Origin of the sequence: Polaromonas sp. (assembly GCF_013817205.1) — a bacterium.
Classification (GTDB): Bacteria; Pseudomonadota; Gammaproteobacteria; order Burkholderiales; family Burkholderiaceae_C; genus Polaromonas.
In genome coordinates this window covers 28,791-51,763 of sequence record NZ_JACDDD010000017.1, presented here as the reverse complement: position 1 = coordinate 51,763, position 22,973 = coordinate 28,791, and the positions used below count along the sequence as shown (strand labels likewise).

At 62.3% G+C, this 22,973-nt stretch carries 21 protein-coding genes and 2 tRNA genes; 12 read left to right on the top strand and 11 right to left on the bottom strand.

Features of this window, described 5'->3' with window-relative positions:
* Positions 1-229 precede the first annotated feature (229 nt).
* Positions 230-721, top strand: coding sequence for a helix-turn-helix domain-containing protein (locus tag H0W47_RS06210; RefSeq protein WP_296921927.1), 492 nt, complete (start codon positions 230-232; stop codon positions 719-721).
* Here the strand turns inward: H0W47_RS06210 and H0W47_RS06205 are convergent.
* From H0W47_RS06205 to hrcA, 3 genes are all read right to left on the bottom strand, one after another.
* Positions 675-1,784, bottom strand: coding sequence for a site-specific integrase (locus tag H0W47_RS06205; RefSeq protein ID WP_296921925.1), 1,110 nt, complete (start codon positions 1,782-1,784; stop codon positions 675-677). The two genes, H0W47_RS06210 and H0W47_RS06205, sit on opposite strands and share 47 nt — an antisense overlap.
* Positions 1,785-1,913: 129 nt before the next feature.
* Positions 1,914-1,990 (bottom strand) — tRNA-Ile (locus tag H0W47_RS06200).
* A 29-nt stretch (positions 1,991-2,019) separates the two neighbouring features.
* The gene (gene hrcA / locus H0W47_RS06195) at positions 2,020-3,039 is read right to left on the bottom strand and encodes a heat-inducible transcriptional repressor HrcA (protein ID WP_296921923.1); all 1,020 of its coding nucleotides are present in this window, start codon (positions 3,037-3,039) and stop codon (positions 2,020-2,022) included.
* Between the two features lie 48 nt (positions 3,040-3,087).
* Between hrcA and H0W47_RS06190 the strand changes: the two genes are divergently transcribed.
* Genes H0W47_RS06190 through rapZ form a run of 3 tightly spaced genes read left to right on the top strand, consistent with a single transcriptional unit; the run spans position 3,088 to position 6,490 of the window.
* The gene (locus tag H0W47_RS06190) at positions 3,088-3,963 is read left to right on the top strand and encodes an NAD kinase (protein ID WP_296921921.1); all 876 of its coding nucleotides are present in this window, start codon (positions 3,088-3,090) and stop codon (positions 3,961-3,963) included.
* The gene (recN, locus tag H0W47_RS06185) at positions 3,960-5,603 is read left to right on the top strand and encodes a DNA repair protein RecN (RefSeq protein WP_296921919.1); all 1,644 of its coding nucleotides are present in this window, start codon (positions 3,960-3,962) and stop codon (positions 5,601-5,603) included. The genes H0W47_RS06190 and recN overlap by 4 nt, the downstream gene beginning before the upstream one ends.
* The gene (gene rapZ, locus H0W47_RS06180) at positions 5,600-6,490 is read left to right on the top strand and encodes an RNase adapter RapZ (RefSeq protein ID WP_296921917.1); all 891 of its coding nucleotides are present in this window, start codon (positions 5,600-5,602) and stop codon (positions 6,488-6,490) included. Before recN ends, rapZ begins: the two co-directional genes overlap by 4 nt.
* A gap of 107 nt (positions 6,491-6,597) precedes the next feature.
* On the opposite strand, the gene mutY is transcribed toward rapZ, so the two are convergent.
* From mutY to mutM, 3 genes are all read right to left on the bottom strand, one after another.
* Entirely contained in the window at positions 6,598-7,800 is a 1,203-nt protein-coding gene (gene mutY / locus H0W47_RS06175) for an A/G-specific adenine glycosylase (protein ID WP_296921915.1), read from the bottom strand.
* Positions 7,733-9,703 (bottom strand): dynamin family protein, encoded by a 1,971-nt coding sequence (locus H0W47_RS06170; protein ID WP_296921913.1) that lies wholly within the window; start codon positions 9,701-9,703, stop codon positions 7,733-7,735. Before H0W47_RS06170 ends, mutY begins: the two co-directional genes overlap by 68 nt.
* Before the next feature lie 74 nt (positions 9,704-9,777).
* Complete coding sequence (mutM, locus tag H0W47_RS06165) at positions 9,778-10,593, bottom strand: bifunctional DNA-formamidopyrimidine glycosylase/DNA-(apurinic or apyrimidinic site) lyase (RefSeq protein WP_296921911.1); 816 nt, start codon at positions 10,591-10,593, stop codon at positions 9,778-9,780.
* A 60-nt stretch (positions 10,594-10,653) separates the two neighbouring features.
* Here mutM and H0W47_RS06160 point away from each other — a divergent pair, with 60 nt between their 5' ends.
* From H0W47_RS06160 to pth, 7 genes are all read left to right on the top strand, one after another.
* Positions 10,654-12,441, top strand: coding sequence for a tetratricopeptide repeat protein (locus H0W47_RS06160; protein WP_296921910.1), 1,788 nt, complete (start codon positions 10,654-10,656; stop codon positions 12,439-12,441).
* A gap of 26 nt (positions 12,442-12,467) precedes the next feature.
* Positions 12,468-12,977, top strand: coding sequence for an outer membrane lipoprotein LolB (locus H0W47_RS06155; protein ID WP_296921908.1), 510 nt, complete (start codon positions 12,468-12,470; stop codon positions 12,975-12,977).
* Between the two features lie 8 nt (positions 12,978-12,985).
* Positions 12,986-13,837, top strand: coding sequence for a 4-(cytidine 5'-diphospho)-2-C-methyl-D-erythritol kinase (gene ispE, locus H0W47_RS06150; protein WP_296921937.1), 852 nt, complete (start codon positions 12,986-12,988; stop codon positions 13,835-13,837).
* A gap of 75 nt (positions 13,838-13,912) precedes the next feature.
* Positions 13,913-13,989: transfer RNA gene (locus tag H0W47_RS06145), tRNA-Gln, on the top strand.
* A 274-nt stretch (positions 13,990-14,263) separates the two neighbouring features.
* The gene (locus H0W47_RS06140; RefSeq protein WP_296921906.1) at positions 14,264-15,238 is read left to right on the top strand and encodes a ribose-phosphate pyrophosphokinase; all 975 of its coding nucleotides are present in this window, start codon (positions 14,264-14,266) and stop codon (positions 15,236-15,238) included.
* A gap of 126 nt (positions 15,239-15,364) precedes the next feature.
* The gene (locus H0W47_RS06135) at positions 15,365-16,060 is read left to right on the top strand and encodes a 50S ribosomal protein L25/general stress protein Ctc (RefSeq protein WP_296921904.1); all 696 of its coding nucleotides are present in this window, start codon (positions 15,365-15,367) and stop codon (positions 16,058-16,060) included.
* A gap of 135 nt (positions 16,061-16,195) precedes the next feature.
* Positions 16,196-16,822, top strand: coding sequence for an aminoacyl-tRNA hydrolase (pth, locus tag H0W47_RS06130; protein WP_296921901.1), 627 nt, complete (start codon positions 16,196-16,198; stop codon positions 16,820-16,822).
* A gap of 633 nt (positions 16,823-17,455) precedes the next feature.
* Here the strand turns inward: pth and H0W47_RS06125 are convergent.
* The 5 genes from H0W47_RS06125 to H0W47_RS06105 form a co-directional block, all read right to left on the bottom strand.
* Positions 17,456-17,737: a YfhL family 4Fe-4S dicluster ferredoxin gene (locus H0W47_RS06125; RefSeq protein WP_296921899.1), complete on the bottom strand. Its 282-nt coding sequence runs from the start codon at positions 17,735-17,737 to the stop codon at positions 17,456-17,458.
* 2 nt (positions 17,738-17,739) lie between these two features.
* The gene (gene coaD, locus H0W47_RS06120; RefSeq protein WP_296921897.1) at positions 17,740-18,243 is read right to left on the bottom strand and encodes a pantetheine-phosphate adenylyltransferase; all 504 of its coding nucleotides are present in this window, start codon (positions 18,241-18,243) and stop codon (positions 17,740-17,742) included.
* A gap of 62 nt (positions 18,244-18,305) precedes the next feature.
* Positions 18,306-18,962, bottom strand: a complete 657-nt coding sequence (gene rsmD, locus H0W47_RS06115) for a 16S rRNA (guanine(966)-N(2))-methyltransferase RsmD (RefSeq protein WP_296921895.1) — start codon at positions 18,960-18,962, stop codon at positions 18,306-18,308.
* The gene (locus H0W47_RS06110; RefSeq protein ID WP_296921893.1) at positions 18,959-20,236 is read right to left on the bottom strand and encodes a pitrilysin family protein; all 1,278 of its coding nucleotides are present in this window, start codon (positions 20,234-20,236) and stop codon (positions 18,959-18,961) included. Before H0W47_RS06110 ends, rsmD begins: the two co-directional genes overlap by 4 nt.
* Positions 20,237-20,352: 116 nt before the next feature.
* Positions 20,353-21,798, bottom strand: coding sequence for a pitrilysin family protein (locus H0W47_RS06105; RefSeq protein WP_296921891.1), 1,446 nt, complete (start codon positions 21,796-21,798; stop codon positions 20,353-20,355).
* A gap of 52 nt (positions 21,799-21,850) precedes the next feature.
* On the opposite strand from H0W47_RS06105, the gene ftsY reads away from it, so the two are divergent.
* Positions 21,851-22,972, top strand: a complete 1,122-nt coding sequence (ftsY, locus tag H0W47_RS06100; RefSeq protein WP_296921889.1) for a signal recognition particle-docking protein FtsY — start codon at positions 21,851-21,853, stop codon at positions 22,970-22,972.
* The last annotated feature ends 1 nt before the right edge of the window (position 22,973 follow it).

Here is a 22,973-nt window from a genome sequence, read left to right as displayed (position 1 = left end):
CCCTATCGGATATATACCTCCGGCAGAAGCTGAGGCAAACTACTACCGGCAACTCGCCAGTCAAGCCTCCACGGTGGAGGCATGACTTAAACCAAACAGCCTCCATGAAACCCGGGGCGATTCAGTAGCTTGCTCTTCCAAAGGACCGAAATTTAGTACGGCAGTAGCCAGCATCAATGCTCTTCGTCGTCATCGCGTTCATTGTGATTTTTGTGGGCAAAAGACTGAGGTGCAGTTATATCTTGATGCCGATCTAGTTTTTAGAGAAACCAACTGGCAGCATGAAAATGGTGATTTGGTGGCAAGCCTGAGCAGCAAATATTGCATCAAGCATCGACCTCAAAATCAAGATGGGAGCTGGAATGCAGAGTATCAGCGCGCCAAACGAACACGAGGTAAATTTGAACTTGAAGCTCAGCGTCTCACGTATCAAAGCAAAAGTATTTCGAAACGCCTTGCATCATCTGGGAATGTGGTCGTAGACGATTTTTATATTGCGGTCATCAATCAGAAGCTTCTCTATCCAGATGAAAAAGCAGAGCTGAGAGACCACGCCAGCCAACTTGTTCTGCACAAAGTAAGTGACATAAAGAAATTCATGGTCACGCTGCGAGCTGCAGGCTTTACACAATTAGAAATCAGCCAACGCTGCGGAGTTTCACAGCAGTCTGTTTCTAAGGCTTTGAAGTCTTTGCCTGCTGCGTATCGACTCGACGTTTAGCAAGATTGTCTAGGCGAGAAACTAAATCTTCAGCACGAAGATGGGTGTATCTCTTGAGCATCTGCATACTCTTGTGGCCGCTGATCGCTGAGACTTCTTGATCAGAAAAACCTGCCTCAACGAACCGACTGACGGCTTCATGTCGCAGATCATGAAAGTGAAAATCTTCGACCCCCACACGGGACTTTATGTCGAGCCAAATTTTGTTGAAGTTGTATGGACGTCTAGCTCCGTCAACACCTGGTTCTCCAAAGAAAATAAGATTCGTTGTTTCCGGGCGTGTTGGATTTGCAAGGGCGCTATCAAATAACTTCTTCGCAGCAAGCGAGAGCGGTACCGTTCTGGGCATTGTGTTCTTAGTATTTTCAAGCTTCACAATTCTCCGCTTCGTATCCACTTGCTCCACCCGCAAGGTTACGATTTCGGAAGAACGCATACCAGTCTCCAACGCGATTCGCGCAATCCATCCAAGCATTGGGTTTGTATGAGCATCAGCCGCTGCAAAAAGCTTCTTCTCCTCCGCCTTTGTAAGACGCCTGTTGCGTCCAGGGCCTGGCGCCGGCTTCCGGATTCCAAGCACAGGGTTATGGGGCAGTCCTACACCCCATTCCTTCATCGCAATTGTGAAGAGGTGACCGAGCAACGATAGCTCTAGGCGAATGGTGTTGGGAGCGCGGGGCCGAGGCTTTCCGTCTTTGAGGCGATCTTCTCCTGCCAGCCTCATGTCTCGGTACTTGGCCACCAACTCAGGAGAAATAGCTGCCAGTGAGTACTTTCCAAAGAATTTGATAACCGGCAATGAGCAACGAAGTTCACCGCGCTGCGTCAATGGCCTTTTGTTCGGTGTGATTTCGGCCAGGTATCGCTTCATGGCCATCTCAAGCGTCAATCGCTCAGATGATGCTCGTTGTATGAACAATCCGCGCACCATGTCATCTTCCGTTCTCCGCCCCCAATCCTCCGCGTCCTTCTTCAGGCGAAAGGTTTTGATAACTGTCGGCCAACCCGTCTTACGAATTACCGTTTTCCAGGTGCCCGAAGGCGTCTTTACGATGGTGGGCATAGGGTCTTTTTTCAGTACTGCTCACGAGTACTGTACCGGAATCGTACCGAAGCCCAAGTTTTCTACACCAAAACGGAAAAAGGACTTAGCAGAAAAACCGCTAAGTCCTTGATTTTATTCAACAATAAATGGTAGGGCGTCACAGACTTGAACTGTGGACCAAAGGATTATGAGTCCTCTGCTCTAACCAACTGAGCTAACGCCCCACGTCGCCAGCGCAGATTGTAAGGCGTCGCTACTTGCTGTGGCTGAGCGCGCTGCTGACCATCTTTGCGGTGATGTCGACGATCTGGATCATCTTTTCGTAAGGCATGCGCATGGGACCAATCACGCCCAGGGTGCCGACGACCTGGCCGTCGACCTCGTAGGGCGCGGTCACCACCGACAGCTCGTGGTAAGGCACGACCTGGCTTTCGCCGCCGATATAGATGCGCACGCCCTCGGCGCGGCTGGACACGTCGAGCAGGCGCATCAGCTGGGCCTTCTGCTCGAACAGGTCGAACAGCTTGCGCAGGTTGCCCATGTCCCCCGAAAAATCGCTGACGGTCAGCAGGTTTCGCTCGCCGGAAATCACGACCTCGTCGCGCGACTCAATGGCTTCGGAGCTGACTTGCACCGCCGCCTGCATCAGGCTGGCGATTTCCCCACGCAGGGCTTCGACCTCGCGCTGCAGGCGCTCACGCACTTCCTCAATGGCCATGCCGGCGTAGTGTGAGTTGAGGAAGTTGGAGGCTTCGATCAGCTGGGTTTGGGTGTAATCAGTCTCGGTGAAGATCACGCGGTTCTGCACATCACCGTCCGGCGACACGATGATGACCAGGAAGCGCTTTTCGGACAGGCGCAAAAATTCGATGTGGCGAAACACCGAGGTGCGGCGCGGCGCCATCACCACGCCGACAAACTGCGACAGACTCGACAGGATGTTGGCCGCATTGCTGAAAACTTTTTGCGGCTGGTCCGGTGCCAGCCGCGGGGGCGTCAGCGCACCGGCGGCCGAAAACTGGTCGCGCTGCATGGTCAGCATGGTGTCGACAAATAGCCGGTAGCCACGTGCGGTGGGAATGCGACCCGCCGAGGTATGCGGGCTGACGATCAACCCCAGCTCCTCCAAGTCGCTCATGACGTTACGTATCGTTGCCGGCGACAGGTCCATGCCGGAGGCCTTGGACAGCGTGCGCGAACCCACGGGCTGGCCGTCGGCGATATAGCGCTCTACCAGCGCCTTGAGCAGGAGTCGGGCACGTTCGTCAAGCATGGGGTCATTCTACGAAGCTTGTCATGGATGTTGTGATGTAATTTGACGATGAAGTCGCAATTCCGTCACGTCGCCCTGATCGGGAAGTACCACGCCCATGGTTCACGCTCGGCGCTGGAAGAAATTGCCAACTTCCTGCACACGCAAGGTTGCGAGGTCACGCTGGAGCGCGACACCGCCAGCAACACGGGCCTCTCCCAGCATCCGGTGATGGATGTGGCAGGTATTGGCGCGCATTGCGACCTGGCGCTGGTGGTCGGCGGCGACGGCACCATGCTGGGCATAGGCCGGCAGTTGGCGCAGTTCGGCGTGCCCATGGTCGGCATCAACCAGGGCCGGCTGGGTTTCATCACCGACATCGCCTTCGAGGATTTCCAGACCACGCTCGAACCCATGCTGCGCGGCGAGTTTGAGGAAGACCGGCGCTGGATGATGCAGGCCAAGGTAGTGCGCGATGGCCGCTGTGTGTTCAACGCAACCGCGATGAACGATGTGGTGGTCAACCGCGGGGCTACCGCCGGCATGGTCGAGCTGCGGGTCGAGGTCGATGGCCGCTTCGTGGCCAACCAGCGTGCTGATGGCCTGATCATTGCCTCGCCGACCGGCTCCACCGCCTATGCGCTGTCGGCCGGCGGCCCGCTGATCCATCCCTCGATTGCCGGCTGGGTGATGGTGCCGATTGCGCCGCACACCCTGTCGAACCGGCCCATCGTGCTTTCCGATGCGGGCGAGATCACGGTGGAGATTGTCGCGGGGCGTGACGCCAGTGCCAATTTCGACATGCAGTCGCTGGCCAGCCTGCTGCACGGCGACCGCATCAGCGTGCGGCGGTCAGAGTTTCAGATGTGTTTTCTGCACCCCAAAGGCTGGAGCTACTTCGACACCCTGCGAAAAAAACTCCACTGGAATGAAGGTGTCGCATGAGCCTTAAGAACATTTCCCTGCGCGACTTTGTCATCGTGCACGAGCTGACATTGGACCTGGACGGCGGCTTCACCGTGCTGACCGGCGAAACCGGCGCCGGCAAATCGATACTGATTGACGCTCTGCAACTGGCACTCGGCGCGCGCGCCGATGCCGGCGTGGTGCGCGAAGGCGCCCAGCGCTGTGAAATCAGCGCCACCTTTGACGCCCCCGCCGCGCTGGCCGGCTGGCTCGACGAAGCCGGTTTTGCCGTCGATGATGAACTGCTGCTGCGCCGCACCGTGGATGCCCAGGGCAAAAGCCGCGCCTGGATCAACGGCAGCCCCGCCACCGCCACGCAATTGCGCGAAATTGCCGACCTGCTGGTCGATATCCACGGCCAGCATGCCTGGCAGAGCCTGACTCGGCCGGATGCGGTGCGCGGCCTGCTGGATGCCTATGCTGGCCTGTTCACGCAAGCGCTGCAGCAGGCCTGGCAGGGCTGGCGCAGTGCGCACAAGGCGCTGCTCGATGCGCGCGAGGCACAGGACAGCCTGCAACGCGAGCGGGAACGCCTGGCCTGGCAGATCGGCGAGCTCGACAAACTGGCGCCCGGCGCCGACGAGTGGAACGAACTCAACACCCAGCACAGCCGGCTATCCAATGTGCAGTCGCTGCGCGACGCGGTGCAGACGGCGGTCGATGCGTTGCAGGAAGCTGACGACAACGCCGCCGCCCTGCTGGGACGCGCGCTCACTGCGCTACAAAATCAGGAGCATATTGAGCCCGAATTCAAAGGGCTGACCGAGGTTTTGGGCAGTGCCCTGGCGCAGGTCGAGGACGCCGTGCATTCGCTGAATGGTTACGCCCGCCATGCCGAGCTGGAGCCGCAGCGCCTGGCCGAACTCGACGAACGCCTGGCGCTGTGGGTCAGCCTCGCGCGGCGCTACAAACGCACACCGGCCGAACTGCCGGAGCTGCTGTCCGCATGGCGCGCAGAGCTGCAGAAACTCGATGCCGCTGCCGACCTGGCCGGCCTGGAGAAAACCGAGCAGGCGGCCAAAAACGCCTACATGGACGAAGCACGCGCCGTGTCAAAAGCCCGTGCCAAGGCGGCACCGCTGCTGGCCAAGGCCATCACCCAGGCCATGCAGGGCCTGGGCATGCAGGGCGGCAAGTTCGAGGTCGCCCTGGGCAAACTGGACCAGCCTGCGCAATACGGGCTGGAACAGGCCGAGTTTCTGGTGGCCGGTCACAGTGGCAGCACGCCGCGGCCGGTTGGCAAGGTGGCTTCCGGCGGCGAGTTGTCGCGCATCGCGCTGGCCATCGCCGTGACCACCAGCCAGCTCGGCCAGGCGCAGACCCTGATTTTTGACGAGGTCGATTCCGGCGTCGGCGGCGCGGTCGCTGAAACCGTGGGCCGACTGATGAAGCAGCTCGGCAAGGACCGACAGGTCATGGCCGTCACCCACCTGCCCCAGGTCGCGGCCTGCGCCGACCAGCATTTGATGGTGGCCAAACGCAGCGACAAGGGCCAGACCGCCAGCACCGTCGAAGCGGTCCATGGTGAGCAGCGCGTCGCAGAAGTGGCGCGCATGCTGGGCGGTGAAAGACTTTCGGGCACCACGCTGGCCCACGCCAAGGAAATGCTGGGTCAATGAACACCTCCGTCAACGCTACTCCTTTGCTTGAGATGGTGCTGATCACCGGCATGTCCGGGTCGGGCAAGTCGGTGGCGCTGCATGCGCTGGAGGACGCCGGTTATTACTGCGTCGACAACCTGCCGCCCGAGCTGCTGCTGTCTTTTGTGGCGCTCGAAAAGCAGCATGGCGCCAGCAAGGTGGCCATTGCCATGGATGTGCGCAGTGCGGTCTCGCTGCCGCTGGTGCCCCAACAGCTGCGGCAAATGCGTGAACAGGGGGTGGCGGTGCAGTCGGTGTTTCTCGATGCCAGCACGGACACGCTGGTTCGGCGTTTTTCTGAAACTCGTCGCCTGCATCCGCTGTCCGGCCGCGATGCCACGGACCAGCAGCGCGCGCTGGTTGATGCCATCAACGAGGAGCGTGAGCTGCTGAGTGAGTTGCGCGAGCAAGCGCACGTGATCGACACCAGCATGATTCGGCCGTCCCAACTGCAAGGCTACGTGAAGGCGCTACTCTCTTCGCCGTCCGCCCAGCTGACCCTGGTGTTCCAGTCTTTTGCCTTCAAGCGGGGCGTGCCGGTTGATGCCGACTATGTCTTCGACGTGCGCATGCTGCCCAACCCTCACTACGAATCGGGCCTGCGTGCGCTGACAGGAAAAGACGCCGAGGTCGTCAGCTACCTGCAGGCGCACGCCGAGGTGGACGACATGTTCCAGCACATTGAGCAGTTCATTGGTCACTGGCTGCAAGCACTGGTGCGCGACCACCGCAGTTATGTGACGGTGGCCATAGGCTGCACTGGCGGCCAGCATCGCTCGGTTTACCTGGTTGAGCGCCTGGCGCAGGCGTTCAGCGCCAACTGGGTCACGGTCAAGCGCCACCGGGAGCTCGATGCTTTCCCGTGACCGCCGGCCGGCGTGGCACAAAACACCACCTGATGCTCCTGATTTGATAGCTACTCATGCAATATGGACGAGGGCTAACGGCATATTTCTCTTGAAAGTGACAGCAGTCAGGCCAGCAGCTTGCGTATCGGCGCAGGCAATCCCAGCACCGTCAATGCATCCCGCGTAAACCAGCTCCCGGCGCCGGGGAGCTGCTGCACCCGGGTCGCTTTTGCCGCGAGGGCCAGCCGCATCGGCGACAAGCGCAAATCCTTGTGCGTCAGCACATGCACAAACGGCGGCACGGCCAGCAGTTGGCCTTGCAACGTGGCTGGCAAGGAGGCCAGCAGCTCGTCTTCGCTGGAGAACACCGGAAAACAATACAGCCCGCCCCAGATGCCGGTCGCCGGCCGGCGCTCCAGCCAGACCGCGCCATCAGCGCGCTCGGCCCACAGCAGGCTCAGCGACAGGGCGCTGCGTTTGAGCTTGCGGGTTTTGACCGGAAAACGTTCGGGTGCGCCGCTGGCCAGGCCCACGCACAGGTTCTGCACCGGGCACAGTGGGCAGGACGGCTGGCGGCTGGTGCAGATGGTGGCGCCCAGGTCCATGATGCCCTGGGTGTAACGCGGCATGTCCTCCCGCAGCTTGCGGCGCGGCAACAGCACCGTCGCCACGCCCAGCAGGACCCGCTCCTGCGCACTTGAGGCCAGGTCACCGGAAAAGGCCATGAGCCGTGTCAGCACCCGTTTGACGTTGCCGTCAAGGATGGCTACACGTTCCGAAAAGCAGAACGACGCAATCGCCGCCGCTGTTGATGGCCCGATGCCCGGCAGGGTTTGCAGCAGCCCCGAAGTCTTTGGAAACCGCCCGCCGTGCAAGCGCATCACATCCTGCGCACAGCGGTGCAGATTGCGCGCCCGACTGTAATAACCGAGGCCGCTCCACAGACCCAGCACCTCGTCGGGCGATGCGGCCGCCAGATCGGCAACCGTCGGGAAACGCTGCAAAAAACGCTTGTAATAGTCCAGCACTGTGGCCACCTGCGTCTGCTGCAGCATGATTTCAGACAGCCAAACCCGGTAGGGATCACGCGTTTTCTGCCAGGGCAGGCTGTGACGGCCGTGGCTTTTTTGCCAGCGCACCAGCAGGTTGGCAAAAGTCGGCGCCAAAGCCGCAGCTGCCTCTAGAGTTTCGGGTAAGGCGCTTTCGGAATCAATCTGGGTCGCAGCAGCGCCGCGCGTACGAACCAGCGCCATCGCGCGATCAGGCGGCGCGGAACAGGGCAGCCGCTTGCGTGTCTGGCGCCTGGGCAGGCCGGTCAGGGGGCGCATCGCTCAGCTGTGCCGTGAGTTCGTCAAGCTTGCCGTCCAGCGCCGTGATGGCGTTTTCGTGGCGTTCGATTTCGTCAATGCGTTCGTCAAGACCGGTGGCTGCCTGCTGAATGCGCTCTATCGCCTCAATACGGCGGCTGAAATTTTTGCGGCGCTCCTTGAGTTGGGCATCGAGCTGCGAGGCTGCCGACTTGTTCCAGAGCTCGACTTCGCCCAGGGCAGTTTCATAAACCACACGTAGTCGCGTCGCCAACGCACGCACCAGCCGGTCCGAAAAATCCGGTTGCGCCAGCTTGAGGATGTTGGTCACACCCAGGTACTGCAGGTGGCTGCGTTCGATCTGTTCCAGGTCGGTCAGAAAGCGCAACATCTCCGGCTCCTTGGGGGCTTGCAGGGAAAAGCCGAACTCCGAATTAAGCTGCTTGAACGATTCGGCCAGCATGGTCTGAATCTCTGCGCTGGTCTGTCTGGCTTTCTCCAAGCTTTCGCGCAAGCGGCCAAAGGTCTCGCCATAAGCCCTTTTCACGCCAAGCTTGATACCCGGCTGCTTGAGCATGCGGGTCAGTTCCGCCAGTTCGGTTTTGAGTGTGGGCGTGCCCAGCAGGTTGAAAACCTCGCGCAGCAGTTTCAGGTGGATTGAGCGCACCGCCTGGATTTTGGCGCCACTGGTATTGAACTCGGTGTGCTCCTGCTCGATGCGCGAGCGCATGTGTTTGATCACTGAAGTGTTTTTTCCGCGCAGTCCACGCAGCTCCATCATCTGCTCGGACAGGTCGCGCCGGCGGATATGAATGACACGGCCAGCCTCGGCGCGCAGCTCGACCATGCCGGCGGTCACCGCGGACCGCAGGATTTTCTGCCGCTGCCCCATCACACCCTGGGCCAGTGCCAGCTCAAGAGCGGGCAGGCAACTGGCTTGCAACAGTTCGTCGTCGCCAGTGACTTTGGCGACCAGCCCTTTTTGCGCTGACACAGGAATCACTTTCGTCACCGGCAAACCGAGAATGTCGGCCGAGCTGGCACGCTGGCGGTCGATCTGCGCCTGGATCTGCGTTGGGGTGCTCAGCGCATCCCACAAGGTGTCGATCTTGTTGAGCACCACCAGTCGGGCGTCCTTGTCGTTGCCATCGGTGACCAGATGCTCACGCCAGATCGCGAGGTCGGATTTGGTCACGCCGGTGTCGGCCGCCAGAATGAATACCACCGCATGCGCCTGCGGAATCAGGCTGACGGTCAGCTCGGGCTCGGCGCCGATGGCATTGAGGCCAGGCGTGTCAAGAATGACCAGACCCTGTTTGAGCAGCGGATGGGCGATGTTGATCAGGGCGTGGCGCCAGCGCGGCACCTCCACCTTCCCGTGCGCATCAGTGCGCGGGTTGTCCTGCGGGGCCTCGTCATGCCAAAAACCCAGGGCGCGCGCCTCGTTCTGCGTCACATGGCGAACCTCGGCGACCTTTTCCAGCGCTTTGGCCAGCTGGACCGGGTCATTGACGTCGAGGTCGACGCGCGTCCATTTTTCGGGGACCGCGCGCCACTCCATCAAGGCCTGGGGTTTGAGCCGGGTTTCGATGGGCAGCAGGCGAAGGCAAGGCGGAACCTCGGCGTCGTAGCCGAGCTCGGTCGGGCACATGGTGGTGCGGCCAGCGCTGGCGGGCATGATGCGTCGGCCGTAACCGGCGAAAAAAATCGCATTGATCAGTTCAGACTTGCCACGCGAAAACTCGGCGACAAACGCCACCATCACTTTGTCGGACCGCACCTGCGTTTCCAGCCGGAGCAGGCGCTCTTCCACGGCGGCATTGAGCAGGTCGTGGTCTTTCAGCCATTCGGACAGCAGCTTGAGCCGCAGCGCGAATTCGCGCCGCCAGGCGCCGTGCTGGTCGAATTGTTGGTTAAAGGACATGGTGGTGATCAGGCATAGGTCAATCAATATAGCATCGCCCACGAGAATCGGCCACCGGTGAGCCTGTGCGGTGTTCAGGGTTTCTGGCAGTTGACACAAAAAAACGTGGAGCGCTGCCCCTGCCGCATGCTGCGTATCGGCGCGCTGCACACGGTGCACGGCAGGCCGGCGCGGTCGTACACGCGGGCTTCCAGCTGGAAATAGCCACTTTCGCCCTGGGCGTTGGAAAAATCCTTCAGCGTGCTGCCGCCTTTGGCCACGGCCTGCGCCAGCACCTCGCGGATTGCCGCATGCAAGCGTGCAGCGCGCGGCTTGCTGATCTTGGCCGCCCGCACCGTGGGCCGGATGCCGGCCATGAACAGGGCTTCAGACGCATAAATATTGCCCACGCCCACCACGATCTCGCCGGCTAGCAAAACCTGCTTGATCGCCGTTTGCCGCACTTGCAGGGCGGCGTGGAAGGCCACCGCGTCAAAGTCCGGGCCCAGCGGCTCCACCCCCAGCCGGCCCAGCAGTTTGCGCGCGCCTGTGTCGTCCTCGGCGGGCGCATAAACCACAGCACCGAAACGGCGCGGATCATGCAGACGCAGGCAACCCGCCGTGGTGCGCATGTCGAAGTGGTCATGTTTGCCCGGGGCCGGCAAGTTTGTGGCAAAACCCAGGCTGCCCGACATGCCCAGGTGGATCAGCAACAGGCCACCCGTGGTGTCCAGCAGCAGGTATTTGCCGCGCCGCCGCACCCGCAGCACGGTCTGGCCCACCAGTTGGACGGGATCACAGCCCAGTGGCCAGCGTAGCGGCTTGCCCATCTGCAGGCCCAGTATGGTGGCGCCCGCGATGCGGTCGGCAAAACTCAGGCGGGTGACTTCGACTTCGGGCAGTTCAGGCATGGCGTACGGCGATCATGGGCATGCCCGGCGGGGGCACATTGCTTCAATTATCATGGCTCGATGAAACCACTGATCTGCGCCCTGACCGCGCTTTCCGCGCTCTGCCTGGCTGTGCCGGCGGCGCTGGCCCAATCCAGGCAGACCGCGCCGCCCGCCCTGCCGCAAGCTGCACGTCCCGATGCACCGGCCGCCGCCCAGGCGCCGCCTGCACCTTCCAGCCTGGACGGCGAGCTGTTTTACCAGTTGCTGATCGGCGAGATCAACACCCGCTCCGGCGAGCCCGCCTCAGGGTTTGCGCTGATCCTCGACGCCGCACGCAAAACCAACGACCCCCAGCTTTACCAGCGGGCTGCAGACATCGCACTGCAATCGCGCTCTGGTGACGCTGCCCTGCAGGCGGCGCAGGCCTGGCGCCAGGCGCAGCCAGCCTCGCGCGAGGCCAACCGCTATGTACTGCAGATCCTGATCGCGCTGAACCGCATCACCGAAACTGTGGAGCCACTGCGTACCGAACTGCGGCTGGCGCCACTGCCCGAACAGTCGCAGGCAATCGCCACCTTGCCGCGCCTGTACGCCCGGGCGGCGGACAAAAAACTCGCGGCCGGGGTGGTGGAGCAGGCCCTTGCCCAGCAACTCGCTGCGCCGGGGACCAGTGCCGCCGCCTGGATCGCGGTGGGCCGTATGCGGCTGGCTGCCGGCGAACTGCCCGGCGCATTGGCGGCCGCAGAGCGTGCGCAGGCGCTTGAGCCCGCCGCCGAAGGGCCGGCCCTGCTGGCGCTGGAACTGATGGACCCCAAGCTGCCTGGTGCAGAACCACTGGTGCGCAGATACCTGGAAAGCAATCCCAAGGCCTTGCCGGAAATCCGCATGGCCTATGCGCGCAGCCTGCTGGATGTGCAGCGCTACGCTGAAGCCAGCGCGCAACTGCAGATGGTCACGCGTGACAAACCGGATTACCCCGAGGGCTGGCTGGTGCAAGGATCGCTGCAGTTGCAGAACAACCAGCTGGCTGCGGCGCAAACCTCGCTGCTGCGTTTTGTCGAGCTCGCCCTGCAGGGCGAGCAGACCGAGCAGGCCCAACGCGGCTTGTCCCAAGCCTACCTGTCGCTGGCGCAGGTGGCCGAAAAGCGCAAGGATTTCGCTGGCGCCGACGGCTGGCTGGCAAAAATCTCCAACTCCCAGGAGCTGGTTCAAGCACAGACGCGACGCGCCTCACTGCTGGCCAAGCAGGGCAAGCTGAGCGAAGCACGCCAGCTGATCCGGGCTTTGCCCGAGCGCAAGCCGGAGGACGCACGCATCAAGCTGATGGCCGAAATCGCCCTGCTTCGGGACCAGAAGGACTACAAAAGCGCCTACGAGCTGCTGAGCAAGGCGGTCGCGCAGTTTCCAGGCGAAACCGAACTGCTGTACGACCAGGCCATGATGGCCGAAAAGCTCGGTTCGCTCGCCGAAATGGAACGCCTGCTGCGACAGCTGTGGGCGCTCAAGCCCGACTACCACCACGCATACAACGCTCTGGGCTACTCGCTGGCCGAGCGCAATGTGCGTCTGCCCGAGGCAAAACAGCTGATCCAGAAAGCGCTGGAATTTGCCCCCGCCGACCCCTTCATCCAGGACAGCCTGGGCTGGGTGGAGTTCCGCATGGGCAACAAGGCCGAGGCCGCGCGGATTTTCGAGATCGCCTACAAGGCCAAGCCCGATGCGGAAATCGCCGCGCATTATGGTGAAGTCCTGTGGAGCCTGGGCCAGCGCGACAAAGCCATTGCCCTCTGGAAGGAAGGCATGCTGCTCAACCCCGAGAACGAAACCTTGCTTGAAACGCTCAAGCGCCTGCGTGTGCGGCTGTGATTGAGCGTCACGTCAGAGGCCCCGCCTTGAGCACTTTCGCACGCCTGCGCCTGGCCATGGTCGCCAGCCTTGTTGTTGCTACGCTTTTGATAGCAGGATGCGCCCACCAGGCGGGGGCTGAAGCCCGAAATGACTCACAAACCGAGACTTGGTCGGGACGCATCAGCCTGCAGGTGCAAAGCGAACCGGTCCAGGCATTTTTTGCCGGTTTCGAATTGAGCGGCAATCCCGACCAGGGCGAGCTGGTGCTCAACAGCCCGCTGGGGACCAGCCTGGCCGTGCTGCGCTGGTCGCCAGGGCAGGCTGTGCTCGATTCGGGCGGTCAGGTCCAGCGTTTTGACTCGGTCGATGCGCTGATTGAAAAAGCCACCGGCGCTGCGCTGCCGCTGCCCGCATTGTTCGACTGGCTGGCCGGCAAAAACACCGCATTGGCCGGCTGGAACGCCGATCTGTCGCAACATGCCGAAGGCCGCATTTCGGCCAGCCGCACCGCGCCACAACCGCGCGCCGACCTGCGCATTGTGCTGGCGAAATGAGCTCCCCGCTGAAAGCGATCTACGACGTCGCCGCCCCGGCCAAGCTCAACTTGTTTTTGCACATCACCGGGCGGCGCGCCGACGGTTACCACCTGATGCAGTCGGTGTTCATGCTGATCGACTGGTGCGACACCCTGCATTTCGAGCTGCGCAGTGACGGCCGCATCCAGCGCAGCGACGTGGGCACGCCGGACCCCGCCCTGCCTGCGGAAGACCTGGCAGTGCGCGCGGCGCGGGCGCTGCAGCAGGCCAGCGGTACCGCGCTGGGCGCAGACATCTGGCTCGAAAAACGCATCCCGTCCCAGGCCGGCATGGGCGGCGGCTCTTCGGATGCCGCCAGCTGCCTGCTGGCCTTGCAACGGCTCTGGGGTGTGAAGCTGCCTCCCGGCAAGCTGCAAGACATTGCACTCGGCTTGGGCGCGGACGTGCCTTTTTTTTTAACAGGCGGCCATGCCTGGGTCGAAGGCATCGGCGAGCAGCTTACGCCGCTGGCCCTGCCAGCAGCCCGTTTTGTCATCGTGAAACCACCCGCGGGGCTGGCGACCGACGCGATTTTCCGTGCACCGCAACTCAAACGCGATACAGAAACTGCTACAATCCAAGGCTTTGCTGCAAACTCAAGCGGCCGTATTTACGGATTCGGCCACAACGACTTGCAGCCAGTCGCGCAGACCCTGTGTCCGCAGGTTGGCCAGTCACTCGACTGGCTGTCCATGCAAGGCCTCAAGGGCCGCATGACTGGCTCGGGAAGTGCGGTTTTTGCGCATTTGCCGCACGAGATGGAATTAGCCAGCGCGCCCGGCGGCTGGCAGGTCCGCAAGTGCAGCAACCTGGAGGCACATCCTCTGGCCGGTTGGTAAAATGACGGCCATGGAATGTGTCTCCATGAACAACGATTAAAGGGTTGATTGCAGTTTTCTGCAGTTGACCTGTGTAGGGGTGTCGCCAAGTTGGTTAAGGCACCGGATTTTGATTCCGGCATTCGCAGGTTCGACTCCTTCCACCCCTGCCAAAATTCTCAAGGTCCCGCAAGGGACGTGTTTTCGGGTCCCTGAGTGGGGCCCGTGTTTTTAGGACCCGACGAAAAGGGTTCGTGCTCGCTGACTGTGGAGTGTCTCCGGTCGGTCGGTTTCGGCCCCGCCCCCCCGCGCGGCTGGAGCGCCAGCCGGATACTGCGGACACGCCGCCGTGACATGGGATCGGCACAGGGCGTCCGTGTTTTGATGCTTTTATTGCCGACCTGATTTCAGCCACGATTTCCCACCTAGACATCCGCTGGGCCCCACATGCAAACGAATCATCCCGACTTCATGCTTTTCACCGGCAATGCCAATCCGGGCATGGCCTCTGAAATCGCCCAACACCTGGGGATTTCGCTGGGCGCGGCCCATGTCGGGCGCTTTTCAGACGGGGAAGTCACGGTCGAGATCCAGCAAAACGTCCGCGCGCGAGACGTGTTTGTGGTGCAGTCCACCTGCGCACCGACCAACGAGAACCTGATGGAACTGCTGATCATGGTCGATGCGCTCAAGCGCGCTTCGGCCGAGCGCATTTCCGCGGTCATCCCCTATTTCGGTTACGCCCGCCAGGACCGTCGCCCGCGTTCGGCGCGTGTACCCATCAGCGCCAAGGTGGTGGCCAACATGCTGCAGGCCGTCGGCGTCTCGCGCGTGCTGACCATGGACTTGCATGCCGACCAGATCCAGGGCTTTTTCGACATTCCGGTGGACAACATCTACGCCTCGCCGGTGCTGCTGGGTGACCTGCGCCAGAAAAACTACAACGACCTGATGGTGGTCTCGCCCGACGTGGGCGGTGTGGTGCGCGCACGCGCGCTGGCCAAACAGCTCGGTTGTGACATGGCCATCATTGACAAGCGCCGTCCGAAGGCGAATGTGTCGGAAGTGATGCACGTGATCGGCGACATCGACGGGCGCAACTGCGTGATCATGGACGACATGATCGACACCGCCGGCACGCTGGTCAAGGCGGCCGAGGTGCTCAAGGAGCGTGGCGCCAAAAAGGTCTACGCGTATTGCACGCACCCGATTTTTTCGGGCCCGGCGATTGAACGCATTACGCAGGGTGACGCGCTCGACGAAGTGGTGATCACCAACACCATCCCGCTGAGCCAGAGCGCGCAGGACTGCAAGAAAATTCGCCAGCTCTCCGTGGCCCCGCTGATTGCCGAAACAATCCAGCGGATCGCCAGGGGAGAGTCGGTCATGAGTTTGTTTTCGGACCAGGACAACCTGTTCTGATCTGGGACAAAAGGTAGCTGCCCTCGTTTCGTGATGTTCATCACGAGGCAAAAGCAGCCATTTAAGGCAATGGCCTTTTAAACCAGAACGAGACTGGTCGCGGTCCGTTCTTTATTGGAGTTAATTATGAAATTCGTCGCTTTTGAGCGCGCAAAGCAGGGCACGGGTGCGAGCCGCCGTCTCCGCATCACCGGCCGCACGCCCGGTATTGTTTACGGTGGCACCGGTGAACCCGCACTGATCGAACTCGATCACAACGCGTTGTTCCACGCCATCAAGAAAGAAGCTTTTCACGCCTCCGTCCTCGAGATGGAACTGAATGGCAAGACCGAGAAGGTTTTGCTGCGCGATCTGCAGATGCATCCCTACAAGCAGATGGTCCAGCACATCGACTTCCAGCGCGTGGACGCCCGCACCCGTCTGACCATGAAGGTGCCATTGCACTACAGCGGTGAGGAAGAGTCTCCTGCCGTGAAGGCCGAAAACTGCCTGGTCAACCACGTGATGACCGAGCTGAGCATTTCCTGCATGCCCAAGGACCTGCCAGAGTTCATCGCCATCGACCTGAGCGGCCTGAAAAAAGGTGCCCCGTTGCACCTGAAGGACATCACCCTGCCAAAGGGCGTGAAGTTTGTGGCCAAGGGCCAGGACAACCCCGTGCTGGTGTCGGTGTCTTCCGTCTCGGAAGAAGCCGAAGCCGATGCTGCAGCTGCCGCTGCCGCAGCCGCCCCGGTGGATCCGAAAGCTGCCAAGGCGGCTGCCGCCAAGGAAGCCAAAGCTGGCGCCAAGGCCGACGCTGCCAAGCCTGCCGCCAAGAAGTAATTCGAGGCACACGGCGGCCCGACAGGGCCAGCGGCCCCTGCCCTCCCCGGAGGCCAGGGGCTTTTTCTTGGGCGTCACGCCGTGCTGCGCCGATAATCCCGTGGCCGATTCCACCGTTTTCTTTCTGACTGACGCATGATCAAACTTTTTGTTGGCCTGGGCAATCCGGGCCCCGAATACGAAGCCACCCGCCACAACGCCGGTTTCTGGTGGACCGAGGCGCTCGCGCGCGAGCTCAAGGTGATGCCCGTGCTCGACAAGAGTTACCACGGACGTGTGGCCCGCACCACCATCGGCGGTCAAACCGTCTGGCTGCTGGAGCCGCTGACCTTCATGAACGTCTCCGGCAAATCGGTCGCCGCCCTTGCGCGTTTTTTCAAGATCGCGCCGGAAGAAATCCTGGTGGCGCACGACGAGCTCGACATCGTTCCCGGCCAGGCCAAACTCAAGTTCGGCGGCAGCCACGCCGGCCACAACGGCCTGCGCGATATCCATGCGCAACTGGGCACCGGCGACTACTGGCGGCTGCGCATCGGCGTCGGGCATCCCGGGGTCAAGGCAGAAGTGATCAACTGGGTTCTGAAAAAGCCTTCGCAGGAACATCGCGTGGCGATCGAGGACAGCATTGCGCGATCGCTCAAGGCCGTCCCTGCACTGCTGGCCGGCGAGATGGAAAAAGCCACCATGCTGATACACACCAGCGCGCCGCCGCGGCCCAAGCCACCGAGGAAGCTTGACCCTGAGGACTCAGAGAACGACTAGTTCGGTCTCGACTCCGTCAGCTGCGTCACGCTGCGATCCGGCGTTGCCTAGGCCGTAGTCTCAACTCCCCACTCCCACCCCTACTCCCTCGCCCCGCTGGGCGATGGAGGGGGACTCCATGCGGCCGCGTGCGCTGCGCTCGCGTGCAAACATGACCGTTCGTTGGGATTCCCGTCCTTGAAGCGCTTTGCGCTTCAAGGACTCAGGATTTGAGTTCCGGGTTTGTGTTTGTCTTCCCTTTCCCCCGCCCTTCTGTATGCGCCGAGGAGCGCAGGGCCAGACGGATCAGGGCGAGCGATTGTTTGAGCCGAAGGCGAGTTCGAGCTCGACCCCGGCTGGACCGAGCACCGCAGACTGCCCGCAGCGAAGCGGAGGGACGCAGACAGTAGGGTCGCCTTTTCTTTGCTTACTTTCTTTTTGGCGAAGCAAAAAGAAAGTGAGTTGCCGCCGGGCAACCCCCGGCTTGCTGGCGAACTACGGCTGTTGAAGGCTTCGACGGGCTCAGCCCGAACGGCGTTGGGGTTTTCGACATGGCTCCCGGATCAAGTCCGGGATCTCAACAGCAAGAAATAACTCGCTATGAATTTCATAGCAGCCTGCGCAATCGGGGCGAGGGCTGGAACATGAAATCGCTTACAAAGCCCGCGTTAGAACCGCAGCAGCCGCAGATTCGGCCTGCAGCCGCTGGTACTTCTGCCACAGCGTTTCCCGATCCTCGATGAAAGCCGGGTTGAGGGGGATACAAGCCACAGGACAGACCTGCACACACTGCGGCTCGTCAAAATGCCCAACACATTCGGTGCAGCGCTGCGGATCGATCTCGTAGATCTCCCGGCCCATGTAAATGGCCTGGTTGGGGCACTCCGGCTCGCACACGTCGCAGTTGATGCACTCGTCGGTGATCAGCAAGGCCATGGTCAGCCCTTTTTGTGCGCCTGCTGCAGGGCGGCGGCGATGTCGGCACTGACCATCTGGCTCACGTCGCCACCGAGCTTGCTGATCTCGCGCACCAGGGTGCTGCTGATGCATTGCAGTGGCGCATCGGGCAGCAGAAAAAGGGTTTCTACTTCGGGCCGCAGCTTGCGGTTCATGGCCGCCATCTGGGCCTCGTAGTCGAAGTCGGTGATGTTGCGGATGCCGCGCACCACGGCAACGGCCTGCTGCGCGGCGCAAAAATCCATGATCAGGCCATCGAAGGGCAGCACGCTCACCTCGCCCATGCCGCGTGTCTCGGCCTTCACCTGGGCGATGCGTTGCTCCAGGCTGAACAGTGTTTTTTTGTGGTGGGCCGCCGCGACGCCGATGATCACCGCGTCAAACAGCCCCACGCTGCGCCGGACCACGTCGGCGTGGCCCAGCGTGAAGGGATCAAAGGTGCCGGAATAAACCGCAATACGGGAGCGTGGGGAGGGGGTCGCCATGGGTCAATTATGCCCGGCCCCCTGCACGGGCGCGTGTCCCTGCCGCCTGCAGGGCCAGGCCCCTAGGCCGCAGGGCCGGTGCGGACCAGCAAGTGAAAATACACCGCGCCGGCCTTGCCGCTGCGGTGCACCTTCAAGCCGTAGTCTGCCAACGCATCGTCGTCCCAGGCCTTGGGCGCTTCCAGGTAAACGTAGCCGGGTTCGGCCACGGCTTGGGCGGCGGCCTTGATCGCGCCCTCGAACAGCGGTGAATCAAAGGGCGGGTCGAGAAACACCAATTGCTGGCTGCCCGGAGACTGCCGCCTGAGCAGCGCGATGCCATCACCGCGTTCAACCTGGACCATGTCAGCCTGCAGCTTGAGCTGCAACGCCTTCAGGCGCGCCACCAGGGCTAGGTCCTGCTCGCACAGCAGCACCCCGGCCGCGCCGCGCGACGCCGCTTCGAAGCCCAGCGCGCCGGTGCCGGCGAACACATCGATGCAACGCCAGCCTGTGAGGTCCTGGCCCAGCCAGTTGAAAAGTGTCTCGCGCACGCGATCTGGCGTCGGCCGCAGGCCGGGCTTGTCGGGCACCGGCAATTTCGTGCGCTTGTACTGGCCGCCAATGATGCGGATCTCGCCGGGGAGTACCGCTTTGTGGGCCACCACCTTGCCGGATTTGGCGCGTGTCGCCGGTTTCTTTCCGGAAGCCGGCGCTGCTTTGGCAGGGGTGTACTTCATGGAGCGGCTCCCACAGTCACGGTAACCATTTTTTCGGGTTGCAGCTTGCGGGCAAATGCCGCCTGGATGTCAGCCGCCGTGACCTTCGCAATCCGGTCGGTCCAGTTGTCAAGGTAGTCAAGTGGCAAGTCGTTCCAGGCAATGTTCGACAAATTTCCCAGCAGTTTGGCGTTGCTGTCGATCAGCAGCGGAAAGCCGCCTGTCAGGTTGTCTTTGGCGGCCTTGAGCTCGGCCGCCGTCGGGCCTTCAGCCACAAACTTCGCCAGCACCTGGCGCGCTACCTCGACGGCCTGGGCCGCCTGGTCGGGCCGGGTCTGCAGGCCGATGGTGAAGGCGCCGGCATGGCGGCCCGGCGAAAAGCCGCTGTACACGCTGTAGCTCAGGCCGCGTTTCTCCCGCACCTCCTCGGTCAGGCGCGAGACAAAACCGCCGCCGCCCAGAATGTAGTTGCCGACCGTGATGGCGAAAAAATCCGGGTCGTTGCGCTTGAAGCCAGGCTGGCCCATGAGCACATGCGCCTGCGCCGAATCAAAAGGAATGCGCAGCTCGCGGGCAGCTTGCAGCGCCGGCACTTCGGCCACAGGCGGCAGCGCAGCAGCGGTCGCACAGTCGGTGGGTGGCAAGCGGCCCAGCAAGGCAGTCACCAGCCCATCGGCCTGGGCCCGCGTCACCGCCCCCACAATGCTCACCCGGGCATTACATCGCGTGAAGTAGCTTGCGTGAAAGGCCCGCATGTCGCTCACTCCGATGCGCTCCAGGCTGGCTGGCGTGACCTCATGGCCGTAGGGGTGGCCACCGTAAACCGCCTTGCCATAAGCCCGGGACGCCACGCTGCCGGGGCGGGTGTAAGACTCTTTCAACTGCGCCAGCAGCCGCTGCCGGTCACGCTGCCAGACATCGGCTGGAAAGGACGGTTCGGCAATTTGCCGAGCCGCCAGCGCCACTGCCTGGTTCAGCAGCTCTGGATCGGTCAGGCTGCGCAGCGAAAAACTGAAACGGTCGGTACCGGCCGAGGCACCAAAAGCAGCCCCCAGATCGGCCCATGCCTCGCCCAGTGCATTTTCATCAAGCGCCGGCGCGCCGCCGCGCACCGCCACACCTTTGGAAAACAGGGCGGCGGTCGCACCTGCCAGACCGGCCTGATCCGCGCCGACGCGGCGGCTGCCGGCATCGAAATCAAGCTGCACGTCCACCATGGCAATGGCCGGGCTTTCCACCAGGTAGATCCGGGTACCGCTAGGCTGGGTCCATTGCTGCACGGGGATCGCGGCCATCACGGATATATGGCCAAAAAGGCCTGTAGCCCATAGCAGGCAAGCGCAAACAGCTCTTGTTTTGATAGCAAATTTCACAAACATGTCCCGAATAATCGATGAGAAAAGCCAGCAGCTCAATGGCGAACCGCTGCAGATGGCGCGCGTGGCTGGCGCGACGGATCGGGCGCTTGCGGCAGCAGGGTTGCAATGGTCAGCTGATCGTCGCCAAAATAACGCGCGGCCACAGCTTGCACCTCGGCCGCCGAGATGCTGCGCAACTGGCTGATCAGGCGTTCGTCGGTGTCCAGCGGCAAGTCGTTGATCCAGTAGGAGCCGAGCTGGCGCGCCTGGCTGAACACTGCGTCGAGCTTGTAGGTTTCACTGGCGATCCACTGGGTCTTCACGCGCTTGAGCTCGGCCTCGCTGACGCCTTCGCTGGCCACCCGCGCGACCTGCGCGCGCAGGGCGTCGCTGACCTGCTGCGCGGTCTTGCCCTCGGCCGGCACGCCGTCCAATGAAAACAGCTGGGGCCCCCGGCCGATGAGGCCGTTGGAGGCGCCTGCGCTGTCAGCCAGGCGCTGGTCGCCCTGGGTCAGCGCACGGTCCAACCTCGCGCCGGTGTAACCGTCGAGCACCGCCGACAGCACCGTCAGGGCCAACGCATCCCGGTTGAAGGCTTCACCGGTGCCAGCACCCGCCCCCGGCGTGCGCAGGCCGGGCACCTTGAAGGACAGGCTCACATAGGCCTGGCTGGCAGGCGCCTTGAAATCGAGTTTGCGCAAGCCGCTCTGCGCGGGCTCGACACGTGGCTTGCGCGTGGGCACGGCGCCGGCCGGAATGCTGCCGTAATATTTCTCGGCCAGCCGCCGCACCTGCGCCACGTCCACATCGCCGGCCACCACCACCGCCGCATTGGCGGGCACATACCAGCGCCGATAAAAGGCGCGGGCATCGTCAGGGGTCATCGCGTCCAGGTCACTCATCCACCCGACCACCGGCCGGCGGTAAGGCGAGGCCAGAAAGGTGATGGCGTTCGCAGTCTCGTACATCAGCGCGCGCGGCGCGTCTTCGGTGCGCAGCCGGCGCTCTTCCTTGACCACTTCAAGCTCGCGTTTGAACTCGTCGTCGGCCCACTGGTTGCGCGCAAAACGGTCTGCCTCCAGACGCATCACGTCCTCGAGCTTGTCCGAGGGAATTTGCTGGTAATAACCGGTGGCGTCGCGCGAAGTGAAGGCGTTTTCACGGCCCCCCAGCGCCGCCACACGGCGCGAAAATTCACCCGGCTTGAGATCGGGCGTGCCTTTGAACATCATGTGTTCCAGCACGTGCGCCACCCCACTGGTGCCATCGACCTCGTCCATGGAGCCGACCCTCACCCAGAGCATGTGGGCAGCCGTCGGCGCCCGCCTGTCGGTCTTGACAATCACCGTCATGCCGTTGGCCAGCTGGAACTGCGTGACCGATGCGGAGGGCAAAACGGCCGGCTGCGCATGGACGGCCAAGGGAGAAAGAAAGAGGCACAAGGCCAGTGGCAAGCCGGCGCCGCGCCATGCAGCGAAAGATCGATTCAATAACCCCATGAAGTGCCGTCCCCTGTGTTTCATAGAATAGTGTGACTCCAAAGCACACCCAATGTTCAGTTTCTTCAAGAAAAAAAACCCTGCCGACGCCCCCGCTGCCGCCCCGACAGCGCCACCGCCGTTCCCCACCCCCGACATCGCTGCGCCGGGCCCGGCGCCCGCACCCTTGCCGGGCGGCAGTCTCATCGGCAGTGCGCTGGTCACACCGATCGAGATCCCGCTGCCCGGTGCCCAGCCCGCAGTGCGCGAGCATTGGGTCAGCAAACTCCGCTCGGGCCTGCACAAGACGGGCGCCAGCATCTCGGGCGTGTTCACCGGCACACAGATCAACGAGGAGCTGTACGAGGACCTCGAATCAGCACTGCTGATGGCCGATGCCGGCACCGGCGCCACCACCTATCTGCTTGATGAGGTGAGGCGCCGCGTGAAGGACAGCGGCGTCACCCATCCGGTGGCCGTGAAAAACATACTGACCGACGCGCTGACGCAGTTGCTCAAACCGCTGGAGCAGGCGCTGGTGATCGGCGAATTCAAGCCCACGGTGATCATGGTCGCCGGCGTCAATGGCGCCGGCAAAACCACCTCCATCGGCAAGCTCACGCGGCACTTGGCCAGTGAAGGCGCGTCCGTGCTGCTGGCAGCGGCCGATACCTTTCGTGCGGCCGCGCGCGAGCAGCTCGAGGTCTGGGCCGACCGCAACATGGTCGAGATCGTCAGCCAGGAAGGCGGTGACCCGGCAGCTGTGAGTTTCGACGCCGTCAGCGCCGGCAAGGCGCGCGGCAAGGACGTGGTGCTGGTCGATACTGCGGGGCGCCTGCCGACGCAGCTGCACCTGATGGAAGAGCTGCGCAAGATCAAGCGTGTGGTCAGCAAGGCAGATGGCACGGCACCGCACGAAATTCTTCTGGTGATTGACGGCAACACCGGCCAGAACGCGCTGAGCCAGGTCAAGGCTTTTGATGACATCCTGCAACTGACCGGTCTGATCGTGACCAAGCTTGACGGCACGGCCAAGGGCGGTGTGCTCGCGGCGATTGCACTCTGGGCGCACGAGCGCGTCAAAACCTCGCCGGGGCTCAAGCCCGTGCCGGTGTATTTCATCGGTGTTGGCGAAAAACTCGAAGACCTCGAAACCTTCAACGCGCGCGAGTTTTCCCAAGCCCTGCTGGCCTGAG

Excerpts from the sequence above, each read along its gene's own strand:
- hrcA (WP_296921923.1), bottom strand. The coding sequence starts at position 3,039 with ATGCTTGACGAACGTGCCCGACTCCTGCTCAAGGCGCTGGTAGAGCGC.
- pth (WP_296921901.1), top strand. The coding sequence starts at position 16,196 with ATGATCAAACTTTTTGTTGGCCTGGGCAATCCGGGCCCCGAATACGAA.
- H0W47_RS06110 (WP_296921893.1), bottom strand. The coding sequence starts at position 20,236 with ATGGCCGCGATCCCCGTGCAGCAATGGACCCAGCCTAGCGGTACCCGG.
- mutM (WP_296921911.1), bottom strand. The coding sequence starts at position 10,593 with ATGCCTGAACTGCCCGAAGTCGAAGTCACCCGCCTGAGTTTTGCCGAC.
- H0W47_RS06205 (WP_296921925.1), bottom strand. The coding sequence starts at position 1,784 with ATGCCCACCATCGTAAAGACGCCTTCGGGCACCTGGAAAACGGTAATT.
- mutY (WP_296921915.1), bottom strand. The coding sequence starts at position 7,800 with ATGCGCCCCCTGACCGGCCTGCCCAGGCGCCAGACACGCAAGCGGCTG.
- coaD (WP_296921897.1), bottom strand. The coding sequence starts at position 18,243 with ATGGCGACCCCCTCCCCACGCTCCCGTATTGCGGTTTATTCCGGCACC.
- H0W47_RS06125 (WP_296921899.1), bottom strand. The coding sequence starts at position 17,737 with ATGGCCTTGCTGATCACCGACGAGTGCATCAACTGCGACGTGTGCGAG.
- H0W47_RS06160 (WP_296921910.1), top strand. The coding sequence starts at position 10,654 with ATGAAACCACTGATCTGCGCCCTGACCGCGCTTTCCGCGCTCTGCCTG.
- H0W47_RS06105 (WP_296921891.1), bottom strand. The coding sequence starts at position 21,798 with ATGGGGTTATTGAATCGATCTTTCGCTGCATGGCGCGGCGCCGGCTTG.
- ftsY (WP_296921889.1), top strand. The coding sequence starts at position 21,851 with ATGTTCAGTTTCTTCAAGAAAAAAAACCCTGCCGACGCCCCCGCTGCC.
- H0W47_RS06135 (WP_296921904.1), top strand. The coding sequence starts at position 15,365 with ATGAAATTCGTCGCTTTTGAGCGCGCAAAGCAGGGCACGGGTGCGAGC.
- recN (WP_296921919.1), top strand. The coding sequence starts at position 3,960 with ATGAGCCTTAAGAACATTTCCCTGCGCGACTTTGTCATCGTGCACGAG.
- rapZ (WP_296921917.1), top strand. The coding sequence starts at position 5,600 with ATGAACACCTCCGTCAACGCTACTCCTTTGCTTGAGATGGTGCTGATC.
- H0W47_RS06170 (WP_296921913.1), bottom strand. The coding sequence starts at position 9,703 with ATGTCCTTTAACCAACAATTCGACCAGCACGGCGCCTGGCGGCGCGAA.
- H0W47_RS06140 (WP_296921906.1), top strand. The coding sequence starts at position 14,264 with ATGCAAACGAATCATCCCGACTTCATGCTTTTCACCGGCAATGCCAAT.
- rsmD (WP_296921895.1), bottom strand. The coding sequence starts at position 18,962 with ATGAAGTACACCCCTGCCAAAGCAGCGCCGGCTTCCGGAAAGAAACCG.
- H0W47_RS06190 (WP_296921921.1), top strand. The coding sequence starts at position 3,088 with ATGAAGTCGCAATTCCGTCACGTCGCCCTGATCGGGAAGTACCACGCC.